Here is a 23,231-nt window from a genome sequence, read left to right on the forward strand (position 1 = left end):
ATGGTGACACGGTCGAATTGCCCGGGTCGGGGGATCCGGTGGCGCAGGGTGACGACACGCTCGAACTGCCCGCGGCGGAACAGACCGGAGTCCAGGAATCCGAGATCCCGCCGGCACCGGGCGGCGATACGGTACCGATACCGCCGCGGCCGAACGGATCCGTTCCGGAGGAGCCGGGCGATTCGGACGGTCCCGATGATCCCGGCGGTCCGGAGCCGGACGGACCGGGCACGCCCCCCACCGGCGGACCGGGCGGTACGCCGCCCGTCCGGCCCCCGGCTGCCCCCGGCGCCGCGGATCCCGCGCAGAACAACGGTGCCCCGCCACCGGCACCACCACCCGGCAGTCGGGCTGATCCAGGTGGCCCCGGCGCCCCACCGCCCGGTGGTCCGGGCGGCCCGGCGAACCGCACCGGTGACCCCATGCGCGACCTCGTCGCGTTCCTGCGCGAACAAGCGGACTGGCCCGCGCAGCGCGCCGCGCGACCGCTGACCGGTGCGGCCGCCGACCACGTACGCCGGCTGGCCGGACCACTCGGTCTCGCCGACGTTCTCGGCGAGCTACGCGATCCGCGCGCCGCCCTGGCCGAACTCGGCGAAATCGCCCGCGCGCGCGGCTTCCTCGACGATCCGGTCGATGGTCCGCGGATGCGGTATCCGGCCGATTTCGCCGAGCTCAGTGCCCACGAACGCTACGGTGACGAGCAGTACTGGCAAAACGAGGCCGATCCGGAACTCGCGGCCGAGATGCGTGCGGAGTTGCGCCGCGCGGGACTCCCGGTGGAGGAGCCCCGGCTGCCCCCCGCCCGGCCCGCCGGGGAAGAGATCGCGGCGCCGGCCGAACCGGGGCCGGTCGGGGAACTCGCGGCCCCGGGTGATCCGGTCGGTACCGGCGGTCCCGGCCGGCCGGGGGACGTGGAACGGGCCGCGCCCGAACTCCCGCCGGCTGTCCGCGGGCCGCACGCGGAGCCCGTCGCCGAAACCCGGGACCGTCTGGCCGGCCGGTTCGGCCTGGACGAGGCCGCGCTCGTCCCGGATCGCCTCGCCGCGACGGTTGCCGACCACCGCTCCCGGATCCTGCTGCGGGCCGCCGCGCTGGAAGCCACCGCGGCCGCACAGGCCCGTCTCGACGCCGCCACCGATCCGGCCGACCGGGCCGCCCGGCGGCACACCCGGGATACCTGGGCCCGCCTGCTGCGGATCGACCCCGCGGAACTGGACGGTGACCCCGCGGTCGTGCTGGACCGCGCCCGCACCGCGGTGGTCCGGGCGGCCGGCGATCTGGCCGCGCTCGCCGACAGTGCCCAGTCGGCCCGGCAACAGCCGGAATCCGGCGGGGCGCCGACGGCCGCCGGGGCGACCCGCCGTTACAACATCGCGTTGGAGGGCGAACATGTGCCCGCGCGCCTGGTCGCCGATGACGACGGCGGCTGGCGGGTGGAGGAGGCAGAGCGCGTCGTTCCGCCCGGCCACCCCGGCGAACCGGCCGTCCCGGAGCCCCGGAAACCACTGCTGCGCCGGATGTGGGAATGGTTGCGCGATTTCGGATACACCGGCGAGGTCCCGAAATATCCCTCCGGTTCCGGGATCGACAGCGCCGGTCAGTCGGTACTCGGCGATACGGCCGGGCTGCCGCTGTCGAAGACCCAGGACCCGACACCGGGCGTACCCGGCGACGAGTACGAGGTACTGCAGACCAAATTCAATCCTGCCCGGATCCTCAAAGAGACCGTCACCCTGTGGAAGAAACGGGAGCTGCTGCCGTTCGTCCGCCGGTTCACCTCCCGGGTCGCCGATCGCAGCACCGATACCCCGCCGCTGCTGGACGAGAACAACAGCGAATACCGGTACTGGCTGGACGAAGCCGACCCCGAGCTGGTGCGCCGGGAACTGGGGGTCGAACTCGACGAGCTGAAACGGCAGGCGGAGGAGGCGGACCGGGCGCTGCCGCCGGGTCCGGAAGCACCACCGGACGGTCCGGTGACCGAGCTCGCCCGCACGGAGCCGGACGGCGACCGAATGCCCCGCAGTGCCGGTGAGATCGCCGCGTGGACAGACGAACTGGCCGCGACCGCCGCGCATCGCGACGCACAGGCCGCGGCGCTGGCCGAGGCCGCCCGGGCCTTCGGGATCGACCTGGGCGAACCGACCGCGGAGAACGTCCGGCGGGCCCACGATCTGATCCGGTACCAGCAGGCGCGCCGGATCGGCGCGCTGACCGGGCTGGCGGACGCGGCCCGCCGGTTCAACGCCGAGAACGCCGATATCCCGTTCGGTGATCACGCCCATTTCTTCGATGCGAACCCGCTGGCCCGCTTCCTGCGCGAAGTCGCCGACGCCCACGGGGAACCGGCCAGGATACCCGAATGGCTGCCCGCGGCGTTGCGGCCGTGGTGGCCCGAACCGCAGCATCTGCTCGACTGGCAGGGCGTGAACAACGGTGGTGAGCCGACCCGCGAGTGGGGCGATCTCTTCGACAGCGATCAGCCCGGTCGCGACGACGGGACCCGGCTCTATCTCGAGCGGGCGCTGCGCCGGGACCAGATCCGCGACGAGCGTGCGGTGTGGGCGCAGGTGCTCGGCGATATCGACCTGGACACCCTCGGCCCGGACCGGCTGGCCGATACGCTGGCCGCGCAACTGGACCGGATCCGGCAGGCGACCGGCCCCGTCGACGAATTCGGGCGCCGTGCCGAGGAATTCCTGCGCCGCGACGCCGAGGTCGACGAACTCACCGGATTGATCGGCGATATGGCCGCCCAGGAATGGGTGCTCGCCGCCGGCGGGGTCATGTTCGGTGATCCGCCGGGTATCGGACTGCTACCGGCCGACCGGCCGGGTGGGCCGATGCGTCTGGTCGTGCTGGACGGCCGGCTCGACCACGACCGGGTGCTCGCCGATGCGCTCGCCCGGCACCCGGATCTCGCCGACGCGGTGAACAACGGCGATCTGGAAGTTCGGTACAAGCTGACCCATGTGCGCCCCGGCGAGTCCCTACCGGACGGGGGTTTCGGGCCGGAGCGGATCATCGTGGCCGATGCGGGCGCACCGCGGGTCCGGCATCTGGCCGAGCCCGTCGAAGGCCGCCACCTGGACGTCACACTCGTCGACGACGGTGACGGCTGGCGGCTGGTCCCGGACGAAGCGGCCGAACCGGAGCCCGGCGAGCAGCCCGCGGACCTGACCCGTGCCGAAATCGGTACCACCATCGGTGAACTGGCCGAAAGGCTCGGTATCACCGACGAGGATCTGGCGGATCCGCGTCGGCTCGCCGCGGAACTCGCCGTCCTGCGGGACGCGAACGAGGTCCGCGCTGCCCAGCTCGAAGCGATAATCGACCATGCCCGTACCGCCTGGGATATCGACACGTACCACGAGATCGCCCAGGCCCGCGCGAATCTCGCGCAGCGGGCCGAACCGGGCGGTTCCGAGCCGGTGGCCGCGCAGCAGGCGGCGCGGATCATCGCCGATCCCGCGACCCCCGGCGCGCGCCGGATCCAGCAGATCGCCGGAATGCTCGCCTACGCGAAGGCATTGGCCGCCCTGGACCCGGCAGCCGCCGATACGGCGACCGGGCGTCTGCAACGCCGCCTCGACGCCCTCTCCGATACCGTCGCGATCACCGGACCCGGGCAGATCGACGCGGGAATCCGCGATCTGGTGCACCGGCCGCATACCCGGTCCGATCTGGCCGACGCCCTCACCGAATACCTGTCCGCCCTCGGCGAGATCGATATCTTCGACCCCGCCGTCCACGGCGATACGGCCGTCGACCCGCGGGTGGGTCGTGCCGAGATACCGGTACACCACCGGGCCGTCCGGCATCTGGTGGACCTGATCGCCGACCTGCGTCACCTTGCCGAAGCGCCGCTGCGTATGGGGCTGCTGGACGCGGAAACCGATCTGCTGCCCGCCACCGAACTCGGTGCCGGGCCCGATTTCGCCCGCACCGTAGGGGTCGAACTGCCACCGGCCGACCTCGCCCGCTGGGACGATGTACTCGACCGCTTCCGGCGCGGTGCGATACCGGCCGACCATCCCGAACTCGCCCGGGTACGAGCGGAACTGCGGCGGTGGAACGAGGTCTACGAGAAATACCGCGACGGCCGGCTGGACAAGCACGAACGGCTGACCCCTGCCGAACTCGCCCGGGTGCAGGCCGAACTACGCGGTGAGGTGACCCGGCGCGCCCGTGATATCGCCGCACTGGCCGCACTGGGCGAACATGCCGCACAACGGGACGCGGAGCGGCTGCGCACGGACCGCGACCGGGCCGTGCTGGAGGTGGAACGTGCCCGCGCCGTACTACCGCCGCCGCACCGGGATCTGCCGGTGGCCGAGGCGGATCCGGCCTCGCACCGGGCTCTGGACCGTCGGCTGGAACAGCTGCGCGGTCGTACCACCCGGCTCGACGAACAGGAGGCGTATCAGCGCCGAGTCGCGGAGTACGAGGAGGCGGCCCGCCGGGTGATCGACGCCGAATCGGAACTCGACCGTATCGCCGGCGAACTGGAACACCGCCACCCGGACACCGGTGGGGACCGACCCGGCGACCCGGCGCAGGCAGGCGAGTCCGGCGATCGGCATCGCGAACCGGCGCCCCCGGAACCGGATGCCCGGCCCGGCCGTACATCCGGTCCCGCAGCGGATCCCGGGCGCGAGACTCCGCCCGGGGAAGCGGATCCGGTGGCCGGCGATGATCGTGCGGACACGCGGCCGGACGAAGCCGACACCGCTACCGGCGCCCGGACCCGGCCGGACGAGGAGCCCGCCGCCGGAGATCCGCCGGACCTCGGCACCGGCGCGAACGAACCCGGCGGTGGCACGGGCCGCGCCGAACCCGCCGGGGCACCGGGCCCGCACGCGCGAAGCGGTGGTCCCGGGCACCCGGACCCACCGGACGAGGCGGGCACCGGGAACCGCCGCCCGCTGCCGCCTTTACCGCGCGGTTCGTCGCTGCGTTCCCACATACCGCATCCACCGCACGAATGGGATCCCGACTTCCCGCCCCTGTTCGAGAACGAACGAGAGCGGTGGCCGGTGCCGTTACCGGATGTTCCCGAGTCGCCGGAACCCCCGGCGCCGCCGAAGCCCCCAGAACCACCGACTCCGCCGGTGCGGCCGGTGCCGCCGAACCCGCCCGAGCCGCCGAACCCGCCGGTCCCTCCAGAGCCCCCGACTCCGCCGAACCCGCCGAACCCGCCGAACCCGCCGAACCCGGCGAACCCGCCGAACCCGCCGAACCCGGCGAACCCGCCGAACCCGCCGGTGCCGCCGGTGTCGCCTGTGCCCCCGACTCCGCCGACTCCGCCGCACCCGCCGGTGCCGTCTGTGCCGTCTGTGCCGCCGGTGCCGTCTGTGCCGCCGAACCCGCCCGAGCCGCCGAACCCGCCCGAGCCCCCGGAGGTCCCGGTGCCGCCGAATCCGCCGCTGCCGCCCGGGCAGCCGAACCTGCCCGACCCACCTGGGCTGCCCGGCTTCCCCGGCCTGCCGACCCCACCGGCGCCGCCCGCTCAGCTGCCGTGGCCGCCGCCGATGCCGGAACCGCCGCAGCCTCCCGGCCCACCGCTGCCCGGGCAGCCGGGCGTGCCGGAACCTCCGCCGGTGTCGGTTCCGCCGGACGTGCAGAAGCCGTTCGACCCCTATCCCACGCCAGGCGATCCCACTCCCGCATCCGAACCGGGGATACCTTCGGGCAACGGTCCGCGGCCGGGGTACCCGGGGGCCGGCCCGGCGGACCCGGCGCCGCCGGGGGGTATGCCGTACTCGCCGATGCCTCCGCCGCCGGCCGGATCCGCGCCGGGTGGTCCGCGTGACCACTATCGGTCGCAGCGCGGTGCACCGGTCACCGGCCCGCCGGCCGCGCCCGGTCCGGAGCCCGACGACGAGGCGCCGCTGGTCGTGCGTCCGTTCTCGGGGTTCGGTGTGCCCTCGGAGTTCGATCCGGTGACCGGTGCGGTGCGGGCGGCACCGGCCGACCAGGGCCGGGTGAGCGGCCTCTACGGTGAGATCGGTGGGCTGCCGGTGGTGTTGTACCGGCTGCGCGGCCGGCTGGGGTTGCGGATCGGCGATGCGACGATAGATCTGGAAGGCCCGGTCGTCGTCGAGTTGGCGACCGTCGCCTACCGGACCACCCGGTTCGCGTTGATCCAGGGCGGACACCTGCTCGGTGAGCTGACCTACCGATCGCTGCCGGAGGAGTTGGACTTCGGTGCGTATCTGCGGGATCTGCTCGCCGATCCGCAGCGGCGCGCGCAAGTGTTCGCGCGATGAGGCGACGAGGGACGTCGGGCCGGGCGGACGCGCCGCACGGCAACCAGTGAGGAGTAGCTATGCGTACCGCACATCCGAGCGACGACGAGTTGCGGGAGAACTTCGCGGAGATGCTCGAATCGGTTCGTAACGGGGGCGGCCTGCGCACCGAGACCGGTCTGGACATGGAGACCGAGGATGCGCTGTGGTCGATCGCGCGCGCTTATCCAGAGGTGTCCGAGGAGTTGGTGGACGCGGCCCGTGCGGCGTTCGCCGGGCAGCTCGACGGCACCAATGCCCGCCGGCGCCGGGCCGAGCTGGAACGGCAGTTCGAGGAGTTGCGACGCGCCCGTGACGAGCGCTGATCGTCCGCGGGCGAGCTGTGGCGGGCCCGGTGGTCCGGGTTCCGGAACGAGACGGTCGTTCCGAGTTTCGTACGAGGGGAATGTGGCGAAGTGACCAGGTCCGACGAGGAAGCCGGGAAAGTGCCGGCCCATGACGACGACGCGGCCGGTCCGGCATCCGAGCCGGCCGGGACGGCGGGTTCGGTGGAGGAGCCGGCCGGTGTGCCCGGGGCCGCGGATCCCGATGTCGGGTTCACCCTTTCGCCGCCCGCGCCCGAACCCGATCCGGTCGAGGCGGCGCGGGCGATCGTGCACGCCGTGGCCCGGGAACTGGCCGGCGTCGCGCCCGAAGGCTGGCAGCGGGTGGACGCGGTGTTCGCCTCGACGGTGGCCGCCGATGTCGGTTTCGCGATCTTCTCCGACGACCGGCAGCAGGCGGTGCGGTGGAATCCGGGCCCCGAGGTGCTCGCCCTGGTGCGGGAGCATCGGCAACTGTCCGCGACGCTCGGGGACGGACCGTGGTGGCGCCTGCTGATCGGCCTGACCAGTGCCGGGCAGCTCGAGGCCGACTACGACTACGGTGACGAGCCGTTTCCCGACGATCAGTTGTTCGCGCCCGAGATATACCGGGCGGATCTGGCGGCCTTTCCGCGTAAGTCGCTCCCGGTCTGGCTCGCGGCCTATCTGTGGCACGGCGGACGCCAGCAGCGTTCGTCCGGTGTGGCTGCCGCGCAGGCGCGGGCGGACCGGGAGGCCGGTGTGGCCGCCCGTCCGGTCGACGGCCTGCCGCCTTTCCCGCTCATGGCCGCGCGCTGGGCGGTGTTGTGCGCGGCGTTCACTGCCGTCCGCTCCGAATGGGGGCCCCGTCTGCTTCCCGGATTGCGCTGGTTCGAGGGGGCCGCCCGCAGTGGTTCCTCCTTGCACGCGTTGCCCGGGGGACGCGCGGTGCTGTCCGGTGGCGTCTGGAACGCGCCGGAACTCGATCGGGCCTACAACGGCGCGGACGAGCTGCCCCAACTGTTCCGGGGAGCGCCGGATTGGGTCGCGGACCAGGTCCTGAACCATCGGGCCACCGCCGGAATGCTCACCTTCTGTTATTGGTGGGACGGACGGCGGTGGTCCTGTGGGGGTTCACCGGACCCCGCGACGATCAGCGACGCGATTCCCGGTGTCCGCGACCGGGATACGGTTGCTCGGATCGTGGCCGGTCTGCTCGGCTCCGAACCGTCCGATGAGCAGCACGCCGCCGCCGCGGCGCTGGTGGCGGCGGCCGAAGCGGGAATGGTGACACGTACCGCGCTCACCGGCATCTTCGCCGAAGACGGGGAGTTCGATCTCGACGCCGCCGTCTATCAGCTGGTGCTGGGTGGCGTGACGGCACCGGAACCGCTCGCGGCCGCGGACGCGGTCGACCGGGTCGCCGGATACCTCGCCGGCAGCGGCGCGGACACCACCGGTTATCCGGTGGGGGAGCTGCGCGCGGAGCGAGTGAATGCGGGGTGGATGGTCTATGTCCCGGTGGAGCCCGGAGAGATAGCGGTCGGCCGGGCGATCTTCTATCTGGCCGACGACGGTGTGCTGGAACGTTCGTCGTCGTCGGTGGCGCCCTCGCGCTACCTGCCGGAATTCGAGCGGCGTATCCGCGAACGCAATCGCGCGATCCTATAACGCGCGAACACCCTGCGCGTCAATATGGTTGGTCTTCTGTTCACGCACCGGCCGTCGGCGCACCGAAACTTCGGTGGCCGTTCAACGGGTGGTGGTCGGCGGGTAAGACGCGGCTGCGATCTTCGGTGGTGACCCGTGCTTTCGCCGGGCATTGCCGAGGAGGGCGTGAGCGGATGGAGTGCCCGGCGCCGACGTTCGACCAGGACTGTGGCGATTGTGGGATCGCCGCGATCCTGTCGTACGGCCGAAACGCGGTTCGGTCGTATGTTCAGTTGTGGGTTCCGGGGGTGGGCGTCCCGGGATCGGACGCCGGAATCGTAACCACCGGGCGCCCTGCGGATCTCGAGCCGCTGTTCCCAATTCTGACAAGTGGCGGTACGCGAAACTTCGACTCGGCGGGAGCGTAGGTATGGCCGGCGACGACCCGTGGGGTGCTTTCCGGGACCGGGCCGCCGGTGGTGGCGTAGTTTTCGAGGAGGCGGTCGCGCAGGAAGCGGCGCAGTTCGCTGCCGATCTGGTCAGCATCTTCGATATCGTCGACGGGGTCGCACCGCTGCTGGTGCCGTTGACGAAACTGGGCTCGGAGTCGTTCTCCGGGCCGGAGCGGCTGCGGGCGAAATTCGACGAGGTCGCCGGTGAGTTCGCCGACGACATCATGCCCGGGCATCGCCGCCGTGTCACCGATCTGGGCGAAGCGTTCGTACTGGCCGGAAAGCTCTACCAGAACACCGATCAGGACGCGGCGGGCACGTTCGCGCGCATGGTGGACGGCAGTATGGCGGGCTCGAATGTCGAGCACGCGTTCTCTCATTACGACGAGACCGACGGCTGGGTGGACGAGACCTACACCCGTGTACCCGATTTCGGTAACTACGCCGATAAGGACAACAAGTTCACGCTGCCGAGCGGGCTGTCGGGGCTGCCCGGTAGCGCGGGCGCCGAAGGGTTCGCGGCGGAGGCACCACCGGCCGGCGGCCTGAATTTCAACCAGTTCTGGTGGCTCCGCCAGGAGATCATCGGCGCCTCCCAGTTCATCCAGGACAAGGCCACCTATTGGATTCGGATGAAGATCCAGCTGGATACCGGTTTCACCGATTTCGATCAGGGGATGCAGGGTCTGCTGGAGTCCGACCGCTGGAAGGGCCGGGGGGTGGACGGGGCCACCACGGCGGTCCGGGCCTATCTCGGCAGCGGTGCGCATCTGGTCTCGGCCATGGAACAACTCGGCGACAACCTCCTGAGTGTGTCCCAGTGGATCCAGAACACCGGCCTGGGGATGCCGGAGAAATCGCACTACTACACCCGGCTGGAAGGCGGAGACGCCGCCGTTCACCAGCAGGAGACCTTCGCGCGACAGGTCTACGCGAACTGGTACGAACCGGGTGTCGCGTTGTCCTCCAGCGCGATCCCCAAGCTCGAGAAGCCCGCCGAAACCACCGGTCCGCCGGACGACGACGGGAACGGCAACGGGAACGGCAATGGGAACGGAAACGGCAATGGCAATGGGAACGGGAGCGGCGGACAGAACGGGCAGTACCAAGAACAACAGGCGGCGCTGCGGGAGATAGACCAGCAGCGAGCGGAGTTGATGGCCGCGCAGCGGGACCTCGAGGAACAGGCGCAGGCGCAGCAGGAGGCGCTGCAACAGCAGCAGTCGGCGCTGGAACAGCAGCCGGAAGCCCAGCCGCTGCTACAGGCGGCCCAACAGGGGTTGCAGCAGCTGAGCCAGATGGGACAGCAGCTGTCCACGGCCGCGCAGCAGGCACTGCAGCAGGCCGGTATCACCGGACTGCCGGGAATGCCCGGTTTGCAGGACGCGGCGAAGAACTATCAGTCGGCGTTGCAGAAGGCGGGGAAGTTGCCCGCCGGTCTGGGCAGTGGGGCCGGTGGTCCCGGTGGTGGCGCGGGCGGCGCGAAGACTCCGCAGGTGCCGAATATGGAGAAGGCCGCCAAACTGTTTCCGCGCGCCTCCCTGGCCACGACGGCCGGTGGCGTGGCGACAGGCCAGGTCGCGGCGTCCGCGACCGGTCAGAGTTCGCCGATGGGCGGTATGCCGATGGGCGGCGGCGGTGCCGGCGGCGCCGCGCAGGGCGGTCAGCAGAAGGATCACAAACGCGCCGATTACCTCGATTCCACCGAATGGCTGGAAGAAGGTATCGGCGAGCCCTCAGTGGTGGCGAAACCGGTGGTGGATCAGTGATCTCCGGGTCGGTACCGGGTCGGTGGACGTTCACCGCTGTCGAGTTCTACGTCCTGTGGACCGGCGCGACCGATGAACTCGGGCTGCCCTTTCCCTTCCACTTCACCGCCGGCACCCTGGATCCGCAGCAGTTCCGGTTCGAGCTGCGGCAGGCCCGCGCCGGACTGCGCGAACGGCTGGGGGAGACGTTCGATCCGGTATCCGATCTCCTCGCCCACCCGGATATCCGGGTGGTGGTCAACGGTAGCGACCACCGGGAAGGCGACGAACCGCGCAGTATTGTGCGGCTGTTCGGCGCCCGCCGGGAATCGGTCGGCTATGTCGTCTCCGCGCTGCCCGGTCCGAGTTTCTGGCACAGCGGCGGATTCACGGTGACCGAATGCGACGCGGTGCGGCTGGCCGACGAACTGGTCGCGAAACTGCCCGGGACAGCGGCCGGTACCGGCGGCGAGACAGTGCTGCCGCGCCGTGTCGACGCGCCACCCCGGAAGGTTCCCACCGTGCGTGATTCGTTCGCCGCGACGGAATTCGAACGCGGGTCGGCGTTCCTCACGGCGCCGGTGAGCTGTGTGGGGACGATCGATGTGGAGCAGGGGTCCTCGATCTACGGGCCGCGCGGGATCACCCGGCATCGGATGGAGTGGCGGGATCTGGTCGGCGACGGCAGATATCTGATCGGAGCGGCCGAGACACCGGTCGCCGCCCCCGCCGATACCGGGTTGCTGAAGGGCGCGATCAATTCGATGATCGCCCAGGTGGTCCGGGTGATCAAGGATGAGCGTCGCAGGGTCTGAGCGCGAATCAGCGCCGGCGGCCGTGTTCGTCCCATTCCCGGCTCGCTTCCACTTCGCCGCGCGACCCGTACAGATTCTCGGCGGCGAGACGGCCGTTGGGATGCCACCGCCGGAACACTCCGCGCGGTTGTCCGCGGTAGCTCTCACCTTCCGATTTCAGCCGGCCGTCGGGCCACCACTCCCGGTGGCTGCCGTGCCGAAATCCGTCGAGGTAGAACTCCTGGGACAGCAGCTGGCCGGGTACCAGTTCCTCGACCACTTCGCCGGTGAACGGTTGTCCCGCGTATTCCAGTCGTAGGTCGGCGCTCACCGAGGTCGGGTCCTCGTTCAGGTCGATTCGCCTCATCGCGGATCTCCCGTGGGTCCGTGCACGCGGACAGAATATCGATGCGCGGGGGCGGCACGGGGGCGTATGCGGCGAATTCCCTTCGCCTACTTGTCCGGCCGTGTCACGCCGGTGCGCGGTTGTCCCCGCGGGACCGGTGGGGAGCCGGAACCACTCGGTGATCACCGTCGCCTCGCCGCCCGGTTCTCCGGAGCGGTCGGCGGTTACCGAGATTCTATGACGGAGCCGATCTCCGGCGGGTCGAGACGACCGGCGTGGTTACTCGAATAATGAGCCGTCGGATAACGGTGTATGGAAATGTTCCAATTATGCTGCGAGGGCGGGTTTCCCGGAATCGGACTGTGTCGGAATGATTCACTCGGTCGCGATCCCGAGGGTCATATTGCCATCGGCGGTGATCAACGCCATATTTCGCATGGTTCGGTGGATCCGGGGTCGCCTGTCCGGAGTGCGTCCATCACCGGACGATAACCGGCAGTTCATCTCGACGCTCGATACTGGGAGCCGGGAATGGTCCGTATCGCGAAAGGTGGTTGTGCGCGGTGGAATATTCGCGAAGATCACGCCGCCGAACCGAGCGACTGTCGGAGGAGGTCGGGTGATGAGCGATTCCGAAGAGGGGAGAACGGAATTTCCCACGGAGTTCGGTGCCCATTCGCTGACGGGAACAATTCGCGTCCGGACGACGGAAATGGGTTTGCCCGTGGCGCTCTCGGTGGAGCCGGCCCAGCTGCGCCGTGACCCGGACGCGCTCGCCGGTGAGATCCTCCGCCTGTGCCGGCAAGCGGCCGCGCGGGCGGGGCTGGAGAGAAGGAAACAGCTGCAAGAGGCGGGTTTCACCGCCGAGATGCTCCGCACGGCCGGCCTGCCGACCGAGGCGGAGGTGGCCCGGCGGGAGATCGTCGCCGAGCAGGAATACGACACTGAACCCGAGAGCTGGCTGCGTTCGGTCTGATGGCAGGGAAGCACGGTCGGGAAAAGTCGACGCGTGAACGGAATTCGGCAACAGGTCTCGAGAAATTCGGAGGTGGATATGGTCGAAACAATGGATGAACTCATTTCCCGGGTGCGGCAGCAAGTTTATCGGCTCACCGATCTGCGTGACGCGATGACCGGCATCCTTGTCACCGAGACGTCATCCGACGGCACGGTAACTGTGGAAGTGGACGGGAATGCGGCATTGACCGGACTGAGTTTCACCGCCGGGATCGGCGAACTCACCCCCGAAGAGTTCGAGAAATCGCTGGTCGACACAGCGCGGGCGGCGGCGCACCGCGCGCTGGCCGAACGCGGCGAGTTGATAAACGACTTCAATTCCGAGAGCACGAGGTAGTCACCGAGTGTTAACCGCGCCGCGATCGCGGCCGAAGGTATGTGATGGGTACCGTTGTTTACGAAACATTGTGGGATGTTTCGGGATTGGACAAAGACATGAGTAACATCCACGTTGTCCCGGACGCGGTTCGGCTGTACGGCAGCGAATCCGCGGCCATGGCCGCGGGAGTGGCCTCGGCCGGCGCGGTCGATCAGGCGGCGACGGTCGCCTTCGCGGCACCGGTGTTCGGGCTCATCGGTCAGGAATTCCTCGCGGCGTTCGCCTACGCCCAGGCCAATCATCTCGCCTCGGTGGCCGAACTGGCCGCGGTGCACGCCGGTACCGCCCTCACCGCGCACCAGGCCGCGGCGAACTACGAGGTCACCGATGCCGGTAACGCGACGAATATCGGCGTGGTCTTCCCGGGTTCATGAGCACCCCAGGAGCAGGTTCGGCCCCGCCCCCCGGCGCGGACGCCATCGACCCGACTGTGCTGGACCTGTTACGTGGCAGTGTGCTGGCACCGATGCTGGATATGCCGGTGAACGACATCCTGCACAACATGGGCCTGCCGCAGCTACCGGAACTGCCCGCGTTCGGCGGGTTTCCGGATATGCCGCCGCTGCCGACGATCGATCTGAGCGCGCTGATGCGTCCGCTCACCGATCTCGCGTCGGCCTTCGGCAGCGGCCGGTTCGCCCCGCCGGCCCCCGCCGTACCGGCGGGCGGCGATACCGCCCCGCGGGACGCGGCAGCCCCGCCGCCGCCGGTGGATCCGACCCAGGCACTGTCGCAGATCTCGACCGTGATGCAGACGCTGCTGCAGGTGGCGCCGTCCGTTCTGCAGACGGTTATGGGCCTGTGGCAGGGTATGGCGGCCACACAGGCGGCGGAGAAGGCCGGCGCGGCACAGAGCGACGCGGCCGCGCTCGAAGCACAGAGCACCGGTGAGAAAATACATCTCGCCAAGGGCGCGACCAGTGTCGCGATCGGTGGCGCGGAGATGGCCGCGGTCGTCGCCGCGTTCTCCGCGAAGCTGGCGCTGTCCCCGCTGTACGCGACCACTCCGGGAGGCGCGACGTTCCTGGTGGTCTCGGCGATCGAGGCGGCCACCGAGGGGCTGATCATCACCGGTAAGACCAAGGCCGAACTCGGCGTCGAGGCGGCCGGTATGACGCAGACCGGCGAGAAGGTGCCCATCACCAACGCACCCACCGGTGCGGGTTCGACCGACCAGCTGACGCAGCTGATCGGAATGGTCACGCCGCTCATCGGGACGGCCGGGCAGGCCGCCCGGTCGCTGGGACAACTGGCCGCCGCGAACCCGGCGCTGTCCGCGCCGAAACCTGTTGACGCACCGGCCGTCACGGACGGTCCGGGGCACGATCTCGACGAGGCGCGCGGCGGTGGCGGTTTCGATGGCGACGGGTTCGGCGGGGGACCGGTCGCGACGGGTGCGGCGTCCGCGCCACTGTCCGCCTTCCCGGGGACCAGGGCCGCGGCGCCCGGCCCACTCGGCGCGGTCGGCGCGCCGGGCGGTCTCGGTGGTATGCCCACGGGATCCTCCGCGGCCTCCGCGGCGCACAACGGGACCACGAATTCCACCGCGGCCGGTAGCGGCCCCGGGATGATGCCGATGGGCGCGGGTATGGGTGCCGCCGCGGGTATGGCGCGCGACGGGGAATCGGTGACCGACGGTTCGGCGCGCGGCCCGGTCTCGGCCGAACACGGCGACGAAGTGGTCGGGTCGCTCGAAGGTATCGCGGTGCCGGTGGTCGGCGCGGCGGAAACAGCATCGGAACCACCGCCGGACAAGGAGCTCACGCTGTGAGCGGACCGGCGATCAGCACACAGGAGGGTCTCATGAACAACGAGATGGGTGAGGTGTACGACGGCGTCCGGTTCGATCCGGCCGCGGCGGGCAAGGCCTCGTCGGGACTGGACACACTGGCCGACCGGCTGGCCGGCGATCTCGACGCGGTCACGCAGGCGCTGACCGTGGTACCCGCCGGAATCGACGAGGTGTCGGGGCGGGCGTCGCAGACCCACAACGATGTCGCGACCTCGTACCTGACCAGCGCGCAGGCCAGTGTGCGGGAGATGCGCAAACTGGCGGCCACACTGCGGCTGAGCACCGTGCGGTTCGACGGTATGGAAACCGACAACGTCTCGAATCTCGGTGGTCCGAAAGCCTGACCGCACGCTCGTACTGGCGACGACCGAAGGGTAATGCGCAGCGATGATCGAACCACCGCAGCCCGGTTTCACCGGTGTCGTGTGGCCCGCGCGCCCGGCCGACCGGCTGGCCCGCGACCTCACCGCGGGCCCGGGCGCCGTGCCGCTGGCCGAGGCCGTCCAGGCGTGGGCCCGGCTGGCCGCGTCCTTCGGCGCGGCAGTGGTGGAGTACGAGCGGATGGTCCTGGAGATGCGGGGCGCCTGGGGTTCCGGGCGCAGCAGCGAAGTGCTGCAGCGTATCTCGACGTTGCGCGACTGGCTGCTCGAGGCGGCGACGACGGCCACGGCCAACGCCGCGCGTTTCCAGGCGCAGGTCGCCGCCTACGAGATCGCCCGTCTGGCAATGCCGCATACCGCCGATATCGAACAGATCCAGCAGATCCAGCGGATGCTGGAATCGGTCGGCGACATGCTGGGGGCGCCGATCAAGGCGATCGCGGCCGAGACGGACAAGGACGCGGATATGGCCAAGGCCGTGGCCTCCCGGGTGATGGAGAACTACGAGAAGGCCACCGAACCGCTCGCCTCGCCGTGGCAGCACCCCACGCCACCGGTGGTCGCGCCCGATACCGCGCTGGCCGCCGAACATGCGGCCGCCGCGCCGGGCGCGACCCCGCCACCGGTGCGTGGCGGTATGCCGATGGGACCGCTGGGGATACCGGTGGGTTCGATCCCGATTCCGGCGGCGATGCCGCGGGTACCGGTCGCCTACAACGCGCCGGTGTACGCGCAGTCCACCACGGCACCGGAGGTCGTACCGCAGACCGCGCCGGTCGCCGCCGGCGGTTCTTCCCAGGCGGCGCCGATGGCGCCGGGGGCGATGGGCGCCGCCAACTCCGCCGGCGGTGGGCAGGAGGCGCCGAGGTTCCCCCGGGCCGGCCTGGCCGGCGACGAGGACGATCGTTTCGCCGGCGAGGGCGAACTCCGGGCCGCCCCGGCGGTACTCGGCGCCGTGCAGGCGCCGCAGGCACAGGCACAGGCCGGGGGGACGCCGTGAGGACTTTGAGCAACGACGGGCTGCTCGCCGTCGCCGAGCGACTCGGCGTGCAGACCCTCCCCCTGGTACTCGCCGCCGGGCCGCGGCAGGACTCCTACGACGAGTGGCGGGCGGCCCGGGAGCGCGCCGTCGCGGAGCTGATCACCGCGGAGGTGTTCGACGCCGACGGCGATGTCGACGCCGATCTGGCCGACGCCCTCTACGTGCTCGCACAACCGGATCGGGAGCTGGTGGCCCGCGGCTACGGGCCGGAGCACACGTTGCGCGGTTGTGTGGCCGGGCGCGGCGAACGGTACGCCGTGGCGATCCGCACCGGGGACAGCTTCGAGATCGGGACCGTCTGGTGCGACGGTTCACCCGCCGCGCTGGTGCGGCCACTGCTGACCGCGCTCGGGCCGGGCGAGCCGGCCGCGATCGGTGGATTCAGCGCGCTCGCCGACGATCTCGCCGACCGCCTCGATGCGGCCGAGTCCACCGGCGACTACGCGGACGCTTTCTACGCACTGGGCGTACCCGACCGCGACGCCACCGTGCTCGGCGCGGCCTTCGGTACGTGCCACGCCTACACCGAGATCGTGGCCTACAGCCACGAGGACGGTCTCACCACCCGAGCCCCCGGCGCGGTCGTGGTGTACGACACCGAGCGTGGGCGGATCGCCGCCGCCCCCATGGTTTCGCCGGACCGGCAGGTCTGGTCGACGGTGACGACGGGTAGTGACCACCGGGTCGCGCAGGCAGTCGCCGCGCTGCTCGAGGACTTGCCCGGGGGGAGGTGGCCGACACCGTAGTTCCCGAGGAGCTGACCCACCGTCTCTTCATCTCGAGATCGTCGGATCTCGGCACGAAAACGAACTCACGAAAGGAACCCCACAATGGCTACACAGGGTGTTGATCTCGATCTCGAGCTGGTCAAGAAGGCGACCGGCGAGATGTACCAGGCCATCGAAAACCTGCGCCTGTCGGTGAAATCCGTGGACTCGGCCAGCGATGCCGCGCGCGCGGGCTGGAAGGGCGATGCCAACGCGTCGTTCGTCACCACTTCGCAGGCCTGGAGCGACGAGTCCGACCGGCTGAACCAGAAGCTCGACGAGCTGACCAAGGCCACCGAAGACGCCACCCAGAACATCCTGGGCATGGACGAGGACGCCTTCATCCCCGGCGGCGGCTACACCAGCCTCTGACTCCGCAGTACGGCACTTCCACCTATCCACTCCACTGAGAAGGAAATGGGATCATGAGCGATATTTTGTACGACAAGCCCACCATGGAGGCTCTGTTCGACTCGCTGAAGACCGAGGGCAGCAAGATCCAGGGTGAGATCGAGGCCCTGGCCGGTGCCAAGGACAACTTCCTGAACGCCATGGCCAGCCAGGGTGCCCAGGAGGGTTTCCAGACCGCCCACGGTGCGGTGAACACCGAACTCGAGGACACCCTCACCAAGCTGGATCAGCTCGCCGCCGCGGTGGAGAACGCGCTGCACCGCGCGCTCGAGACCGATAAGAAGATCGGCGACGGTTTCGCCGCTTTCGGCTGATCGCGCCGGACGCGACGCGCCGGACGGCCGGCTGGATCGGATGAGGATCCAGCCGGCCGTTCCGGTATCACCGATAGTTCAGCGGGCGGCGAGGGATTCGCCGATGTAGTGCATCTCCTCCTGCGTCGTCACCATGTTCACCGTCGTCGTCACGGCGGGGGTGCGGACGGTGACCCGGTTGGGCGCGGCGGAATCCTGGATCAGCGAGACATCGGCGTCGATCGACCCGGGCGGATCGTGTGGCTGCCGCACATGCACGATCGTGGCTCCGCCCGCGTGGGAGACCGGGGCGACACCGTCGAACACCAGGACCGTAGTGCTCGGATAGGGCGCGGTGGGCAGTGGCGGCGGGCCCGGCGGATGGTAGCTGGCACCGGCCGCGCGCGGGGCGATGGTGAGGATCTGTGGGCTGTCCAGATTGCGGACCAGTGTCTGCCACGCCTCCGGCCGGGAGGTGTGCACGATGGCATGCGCGCCGAGCCCGGTCGCGCGCAGGATGACCTGCTGGGCGAGATCCAGGGTGCCGATCACTTCGAGCTGGCGGGTGCCCTCACCGATCAGGGGTACCGCGATGCCCTGGCCGCGGTCGTCGGCGCCGATGAGCTGGCCGCAGCCGGCCGTCGGCACCGTGAACTCGGCGAGTGCGGCGAGGGTGCCGCGGTAGGCCACATCGCGTCCCCAGCGGCCGGTGTAACCGACCGGCAAGGTATCGAGCAGGATGCGCAACTGATTCCCGTAGAGCTGACGCAGGCCCGGCAGCGGTGGCTGCTCGGGCGGTTCGACGGTATCGAAGCGTACGACGGCGTTGAGGACGACGGTATCGGCGAGTTCGGTACGCGGATCGTTGCGGCCGATACCCGGACGCAGCCGGAGGGTGACCGTGGTGGACAGACTGGGGACCGACCAGATGTCGGCCAGCCCGCGCGGACCCACCATATCGGCGCCGATCTGGTACTGGGCCAGGTGCCGGCCCTGGGATTCCAGCCATTTCGGCGATTCGGTGAGCTGATCCACGGAGAAACCGTGGATGAGTTCGCGGACCGCGGTGTTCATCTCGGTCGCGGTCAGCACCGAGGCGGCGATATCGTGCGCGGCCAGCCGGTTCGCCACCCGCCGTGTGGCGATGATGGCGGCGCGCAGGGCTCCGGTACCGCCACCGCCGCGGTTGTCCACCGCCTCGGCGTTGGCCAGCGGATCCAGCCGCAGCACCAGCCAGCAGATGCGATGAGCGATGGCCGGGAGCGGACCGATGATGCGGTCGTAGAGGTGCGCGGCGATGCCGGTACCGGCGGTCCGGGCCCCGGTACTCACCACGTCGATACCGGCCAGGGTCAGATCGAACTGGTCGAGACAGCGGGCGATCTCCGGTAGCGGCAGCAGTTGCTCGGTGTTGAGCGAACCGGGTCGCAGCAGCGTGAGCGTATCCGGGGGCGGATCGATTCGCAGCATGGTGAGCAGCAGATCCCCGTCCCACCGCACGCCGTAGCCGCCGCCTTCGGGCAGCGGCACATCGAATGCCGCGGCCTCGTCCAGCCGCTCGGTGGAGATCCGCCCGCCCCGGGCGAGCAGTCCCGCGATCCGCGCCACCAGAGTGCGGCCGCCGATCGGGGTCAGCCCGAGTACGCCCACGCCGGCGCCGGCGCCGAGCGAGTACCAGACCGAATCGGTGAACGCGAGGACGATCCACCCGGTGAACGCGGCGATCAGAATTCCGGGAACGACGATGCGCAGCGGAAATATCCGGAACAACCAGAATTCGGGATCACGCAATGTGTCGTAAGCGGATGCGCGAATATTCGGTGAATTATCGGGAACCACCGGTTCCGGGATTTCGGTGTCTCGAGGTGCGGAGTTCATGGTCTCGTTCACAGCTGTTGATTCCTGCCTGAGTGGCGGCCGCGTTTCGATGAGCCACAAGGGATTCCACCGATCCGGACCGACGTAACCATCGAAAATTACGGTACCGTGTCGAATGAGATCGCGGTCGATAGCTCGATGGAGTTCGCAGTGCCAGCACAGCTGACTACCCGTGCCCAGGTGAACGGGTACCGATTCCTGTTACGTCGTCTCGATCACGCATTGGTACGCCGCGATGTGCGAATGTTGCACGATCCGATGCGTTCACAGACACGTTCGCTGCTGGTCGGTTTGGTCCTCGGTATTCTCGTCGTCGCCGGGGCCGCCATTCTGGCGTTCCTGCGTCCGCAGGGCGCGATCGGTGACGCGCTCATCGTCTCCGGTAAGTCCAGCGGCGCACTGTATGTCGTGGTGAAGAAGGAAGACGGCAGCCAGACGCTGCACCCGGTGCTCAACCTGGCCTCCGCGCGGCTGATCACCGGTAGCAACGCCGAACCGCACGCGGTGAAGGACGATAAGCTCGGCGCGCTGCCGCGCGGCCCGCTACTGGGTATCCCGGGCGCGCCGGCCGCGCTACCGGGTTCGGCGCAGGGCGGTGATTCGCACTGGTCGCTGTGCGAGTCCATCGAGCTGTCCGCCGGTGGGAGCGCGGCCGCGGCGGCGGGAGCGACGACAACAGTGGTGGCGGGCCGTCCGGAGCTGACCGATCGGGTCCGGGCCGCCGGTCCCGGCGACGCACTGCTGGTGACTCGCGACGACAAGACCTATCTCGTCTACGACGGCAAACGCGCCGAACTCGATCCGGAGAACTCGGTGCTCGCCCGCGCGCTCGATCTGCCGTCCCACCGGCCGCGGCCGGTCGGTACCGGATTCCTCGGCGCGACCACCCAGGTACCCGCGCTCGCGGCGCCGTCCATCGATCGAGCCGGTCAGCCGGGACCCGGAGCGCTGTCGGAGGTGCCGATCGGCGGCATCATCTCGGTGGCCGGGCTGGGCGACAATACCGGACCCGAGATGTTCGTGGTCCTCGCCGACGGCGTACAACCGGTATCGCCGTTCGCCGCCGAGGTGATCCGCTACGCCGACTCGCAGGGTATGAGCGAGGTGGCGGTGGTACCCCCCGACGCGCTCGACGATGTTCCCGTCGTGGCGCGGCTGCCGGTCGCGGACTTCCCGCGGGAGATACCGCGGATCGTGGACGCCGAGGACGGTCCGGTCACCTGTGTCACCTGGTCCAAATCACCGGGTACCGCGCCGGCGGAGAAGGGCGCGGGAGAGGGGCCGCACGAACGGGCCACCATCGGCCTGCTGATCGGCACCCGGCTGCCCATCCCGGATTCGGCCGAACCGGTGCGGCTGGCGACCGCCGACAGCAGTGGCGACCGGGTGGACGAGGTGTATCTCGCGCCCGCGCACGGTGAATACCTGCAGATCACCGGCCTGGATCCGGGTAGTCCCCGCCGCGGCAGCCTGTTCTACGTCGGTGACAACGGGATCCGTTACGGCGTACCGGATCCGGCCACCGCGACGGTGCTGGGTCTGGGCTCCACGCCGCGTCTGGCGCCGTGGGCGATCGTCGGCCAGCTCGTTCCGGGGCCCACCCTCGAACCCACGGCGGCCCTGATGAGCCACGATTCGCTGACCGAGGGCTGATTCCGGCGGCCGGACCGCGGCCCGGCCGATACCGGCCCGGCCGCGGGCGGCGGTGATCAGGCCGGGACGTCGGTCCAGGCGATGTTCAGCGATTCCAGGATGGTCGCCAGCGCGAGCCGCATATCCGGTTCCTCGATACGCCGCAGTACCGCCTCGTCGATATCGGTGAGATCCAGGGATTCGTCGTTGGCCAGGCGGAACTCGCGTTCCTCCTCGGCCGCCTCGACCACATTGCGGATGAAACGGCCGTTACCGGCCACGTCCACCCCGCGCCGGGGCTGTCCGCTCTGATCGGTGCTCTCCATGGCGTACAGATGGTCGCAGGCCCGGATCAGCAGCTTCAGGGCTTCCTCGGACAGATCCGAGTCCCGCTTCGTCGCGATGACCTCGCCGATGCGTCCCAGTTCGGTCGCGTTGTAGGACGGGAACTGCAGGCGTTTGGCGAAACGTGAGGCCAGACCGTCGTTGGCGGCCAGCAGCCGGTCGATCTCACCGTCGTATCCGGCGATGATGACCACCAGGCGGTCGCGGTCGTTCTCCATCCGGGCCAGCAGCGTATCGACGGCCTCGCGGCCGAACGCGTCGCCGCCGGACAGGCCCGACTGGATGAGGGTGTAGGCCTCGTCGATGAAGAGCACCCCGTCCATCGCGCCGTCGATCAGCTTGTTCGTCTTGATAGCGGTGCTGCCCAGATGTTCGCCGACGAAATCGGCGCGTTTGGCCTCGACCATCTTCTCGGTCTCCAGCAGGCCCAGCCCGCAGTAGATCTTGGCGACCACGCGGGCGATGGTGGTCTTACCGGTACCGGGCGGCCCGGTGAAGGCCAGATGCTGGCCGCGCGGCACACTCGCCATCCCCTTCTCGGCCCGGATCTTGGCCAGCTGCGCGGTCGACTGCAGTTTGGCGACCTGGGTTTTCACCGACGCCAGCCCGATCTGGGAATCGAGTTCGGCACGGGCCTCCACCAGGGTCTCCTTGGCCCGGTCCTGTACCTCGGCCCGGTTCATCTGCTCCATCGTCGGCGAGGAGGCCGGATCCCATCGGTCGGTGCGTGCCTCGATCACCTCGCGTTTGGTGACGGTGATCCGGAAGGTGCGGTCGCGCATGGCCGCGGCGTTCTCCGCGAAGTCCGGTGCTTGCGAATAGACCTTCTCGAACAAAGCCTGTGCCTGTTCCTCGTTACCTGTCTCGCGCAGGCACAGACCGCGGCAGAACATGGCGGTGGACCGGGCTGACGGTATCGGCCCCTGCTCGGCGGACTTCATCCGGCGGATGGATTCGGCGAACAGGCCGAGCTGAGCGCAGGCCGTACCGACCATGACGTGCGCGCCGGCGGCCAGGTACGGATCGTCCCATTCCGCCGAGGCCGCCAGTACGGTCATCACATCGGGCCAGCGCTGCGTGGTGTAGTGCAGTACGCCCCGGACATAGGCCGCGATACGGTTGTCGGCTTCGTGTTCGGCCTCGCCGGACCGACCGCGCCGGAACTCGTCCAGCTCGTTCAGTGCGCGCTCGGCCTCGTCGAATTCCTTGTCGGCGATCAACTGTGCCGCCCACGCCAGCGAGATCTCGGCCCGACTGGAGAGCGGGTAGTCGATGTAGAGCCCCGGTTGGAAGCGGCCGGCGAGCTCGCGCGGCCGCAGGCCCACCCGGCGCTGCTCTCGATAGAGCGTCCCGTCACAGGTCCGGTACAGATTGAGCAGGACTTCTCTGGTGAGTTCGCCGGCGGCGGCCCGGCCCAGCCAGGCGTCGCACATGCCCGGGTCCCATTCAGTGGCCCGCTGGAAGGCCAGGGCGGCGTATTCGAGGTCGCGCACCGATTCCTGTCCTTCGATGGCCAATCCGAGCGACAGGACTCCGGCGTCGAATGCGCGTTGTGCTTGGCGGTTGCCGGTCATTGCAGTCGCTCCCCGAATTCTTTGGATCGTCTTGAAGAGAACGTTATCTGGATACCAGACTACCGATCGCGCGCATGTCGGCGCTCCGTTACATTGGGTGCAGTTGCCGAATATACGCAATGCCGAACAAGCCGATCGA

The 23,231-nt window shown here is 69.7% G+C and carries 18 protein-coding genes; 15 read left to right on the forward strand and 3 right to left on the reverse strand.

Features of this window, described 5'->3' with window-relative positions; translation table 11 throughout:
- Positions 1–422: 422 nt before the first annotated feature.
- From ACWEWT_RS21485 to ACWEWT_RS21505, 5 genes are all read left to right on the forward strand, one after another.
- Entirely contained in the window at positions 423–6,272 is a 5,850-nt protein-coding gene (locus ACWEWT_RS21485) for a hypothetical protein (protein ID WP_452561350.1), read from the forward strand.
- A 59-nt stretch (positions 6,273–6,331) separates the two neighbouring features.
- Positions 6,332–6,616 (forward strand): hypothetical protein, encoded by a 285-nt coding sequence (locus tag ACWEWT_RS21490; RefSeq protein ID WP_452561352.1) that lies wholly within the window; start codon positions 6,332–6,334, stop codon positions 6,614–6,616.
- 90 nt (positions 6,617–6,706) lie between these two features.
- The gene (locus ACWEWT_RS21495; RefSeq protein WP_452561353.1) at positions 6,707–8,263 is read left to right on the forward strand and encodes a hypothetical protein; all 1,557 of its coding nucleotides are present in this window, start codon (positions 6,707–6,709) and stop codon (positions 8,261–8,263) included.
- Positions 8,264–8,672: 409 nt separating this feature from the next.
- The gene (locus ACWEWT_RS21500) at positions 8,673–10,463 is read left to right on the forward strand and encodes a hypothetical protein (protein WP_452561355.1); all 1,791 of its coding nucleotides are present in this window, start codon (positions 8,673–8,675) and stop codon (positions 10,461–10,463) included.
- Positions 10,460–11,257, forward strand: a complete 798-nt coding sequence (locus ACWEWT_RS21505; protein WP_452561357.1) for an ESX secretion-associated protein EspG — start codon at positions 10,460–10,462, stop codon at positions 11,255–11,257. Before ACWEWT_RS21500 ends, ACWEWT_RS21505 begins: the two co-directional genes overlap by 4 nt.
- 7 nt (positions 11,258–11,264) lie before the next feature.
- Here the strand turns inward: ACWEWT_RS21505 and ACWEWT_RS21510 are convergent, their stop codons facing one another.
- Positions 11,265–11,603 (reverse strand): toxin-antitoxin system YwqK family antitoxin, encoded by a 339-nt coding sequence (locus ACWEWT_RS21510; protein ID WP_452561359.1) that lies wholly within the window; start codon positions 11,601–11,603, stop codon positions 11,265–11,267.
- Between the two features lie 601 nt (positions 11,604–12,204).
- On the opposite strand from ACWEWT_RS21510, the gene ACWEWT_RS21515 reads away from it, so the two are divergent.
- The 9 genes from ACWEWT_RS21515 (at position 12,205) to ACWEWT_RS21555 (ending at position 17,684) form a co-directional block, all read left to right on the forward strand.
- A complete protein-coding gene (locus tag ACWEWT_RS21515; RefSeq protein ID WP_452561360.1) occupies positions 12,205–12,558 on the forward strand; it encodes a hypothetical protein in 354 nt (117 codons plus the stop codon).
- A 78-nt stretch (positions 12,559–12,636) separates the two neighbouring features.
- Positions 12,637–12,936, forward strand: coding sequence for a YbaB/EbfC family nucleoid-associated protein (locus ACWEWT_RS21520; RefSeq protein WP_452561448.1), 300 nt, complete (start codon positions 12,637–12,639; stop codon positions 12,934–12,936).
- Between the two features lie 98 nt (positions 12,937–13,034).
- Entirely contained in the window at positions 13,035–13,352 is a 318-nt protein-coding gene (locus ACWEWT_RS21525) for a type VII secretion target (RefSeq protein ID WP_452561362.1), read from the forward strand.
- A complete protein-coding gene (locus ACWEWT_RS21530) occupies positions 13,349–14,749 on the forward strand; it encodes a hypothetical protein (RefSeq protein WP_452561363.1) in 1,401 nt (466 codons plus the stop codon). The genes ACWEWT_RS21525 and ACWEWT_RS21530 overlap by 4 nt, the downstream gene beginning before the upstream one ends.
- Positions 14,746–15,114: a PE family protein gene (locus ACWEWT_RS21535; protein ID WP_452561364.1), complete on the forward strand. Its 369-nt coding sequence runs from the start codon at positions 14,746–14,748 to the stop codon at positions 15,112–15,114. The genes ACWEWT_RS21530 and ACWEWT_RS21535 overlap by 4 nt, the downstream gene beginning before the upstream one ends.
- A 43-nt stretch (positions 15,115–15,157) precedes the next feature.
- The gene (locus ACWEWT_RS21540) at positions 15,158–16,150 is read left to right on the forward strand and encodes a PPE domain-containing protein (protein WP_452561365.1); all 993 of its coding nucleotides are present in this window, start codon (positions 15,158–15,160) and stop codon (positions 16,148–16,150) included.
- Complete coding sequence (locus tag ACWEWT_RS21545) at positions 16,147–16,938, forward strand: ESX secretion-associated protein EspG (protein ID WP_452561367.1); 792 nt, start codon at positions 16,147–16,149, stop codon at positions 16,936–16,938. Before ACWEWT_RS21540 ends, ACWEWT_RS21545 begins: the two co-directional genes overlap by 4 nt.
- Positions 16,939–17,022: 84 nt before the next feature.
- Positions 17,023–17,331 carry a WXG100 family type VII secretion target gene (locus tag ACWEWT_RS21550; protein ID WP_452561368.1) on the forward strand — a complete coding sequence of 103 codons (309 nt, stop codon included), beginning with the start codon at positions 17,023–17,025 and terminating at the stop codon, positions 17,329–17,331.
- A gap of 53 nt (positions 17,332–17,384) precedes the next feature.
- Entirely contained in the window at positions 17,385–17,684 is a 300-nt protein-coding gene (locus ACWEWT_RS21555) for a type VII secretion protein EsxR (RefSeq protein ID WP_452561369.1), read from the forward strand.
- A 78-nt stretch (positions 17,685–17,762) separates the two neighbouring features.
- On the opposite strand, the gene eccE is transcribed toward ACWEWT_RS21555, so the two are convergent.
- Positions 17,763–19,553: a type VII secretion protein EccE gene (gene eccE / locus ACWEWT_RS21560; protein WP_452561370.1), complete on the reverse strand. Its 1,791-nt coding sequence runs from the start codon at positions 19,551–19,553 to the stop codon at positions 17,763–17,765.
- Between the two features lie 138 nt (positions 19,554–19,691).
- Between eccE and eccB the strand changes: the two genes are divergently transcribed.
- Positions 19,692–21,194, forward strand: a complete 1,503-nt coding sequence (gene eccB / locus ACWEWT_RS21565) for a type VII secretion protein EccB (protein ID WP_452561371.1) — start codon at positions 19,692–19,694, stop codon at positions 21,192–21,194.
- 56 nt (positions 21,195–21,250) lie between these two features.
- Here the strand turns inward: eccB and eccA are convergent, their stop codons facing one another.
- Positions 21,251–23,092 (reverse strand): type VII secretion AAA-ATPase EccA, encoded by a 1,842-nt coding sequence (gene eccA / locus ACWEWT_RS21570; protein ID WP_452561373.1) that lies wholly within the window; start codon positions 23,090–23,092, stop codon positions 21,251–21,253.
- Between the last annotated feature and the right edge of the window lie 139 nt (positions 23,093–23,231).

The organism is Nocardia sp. NPDC003963, assembly GCF_053605105.1.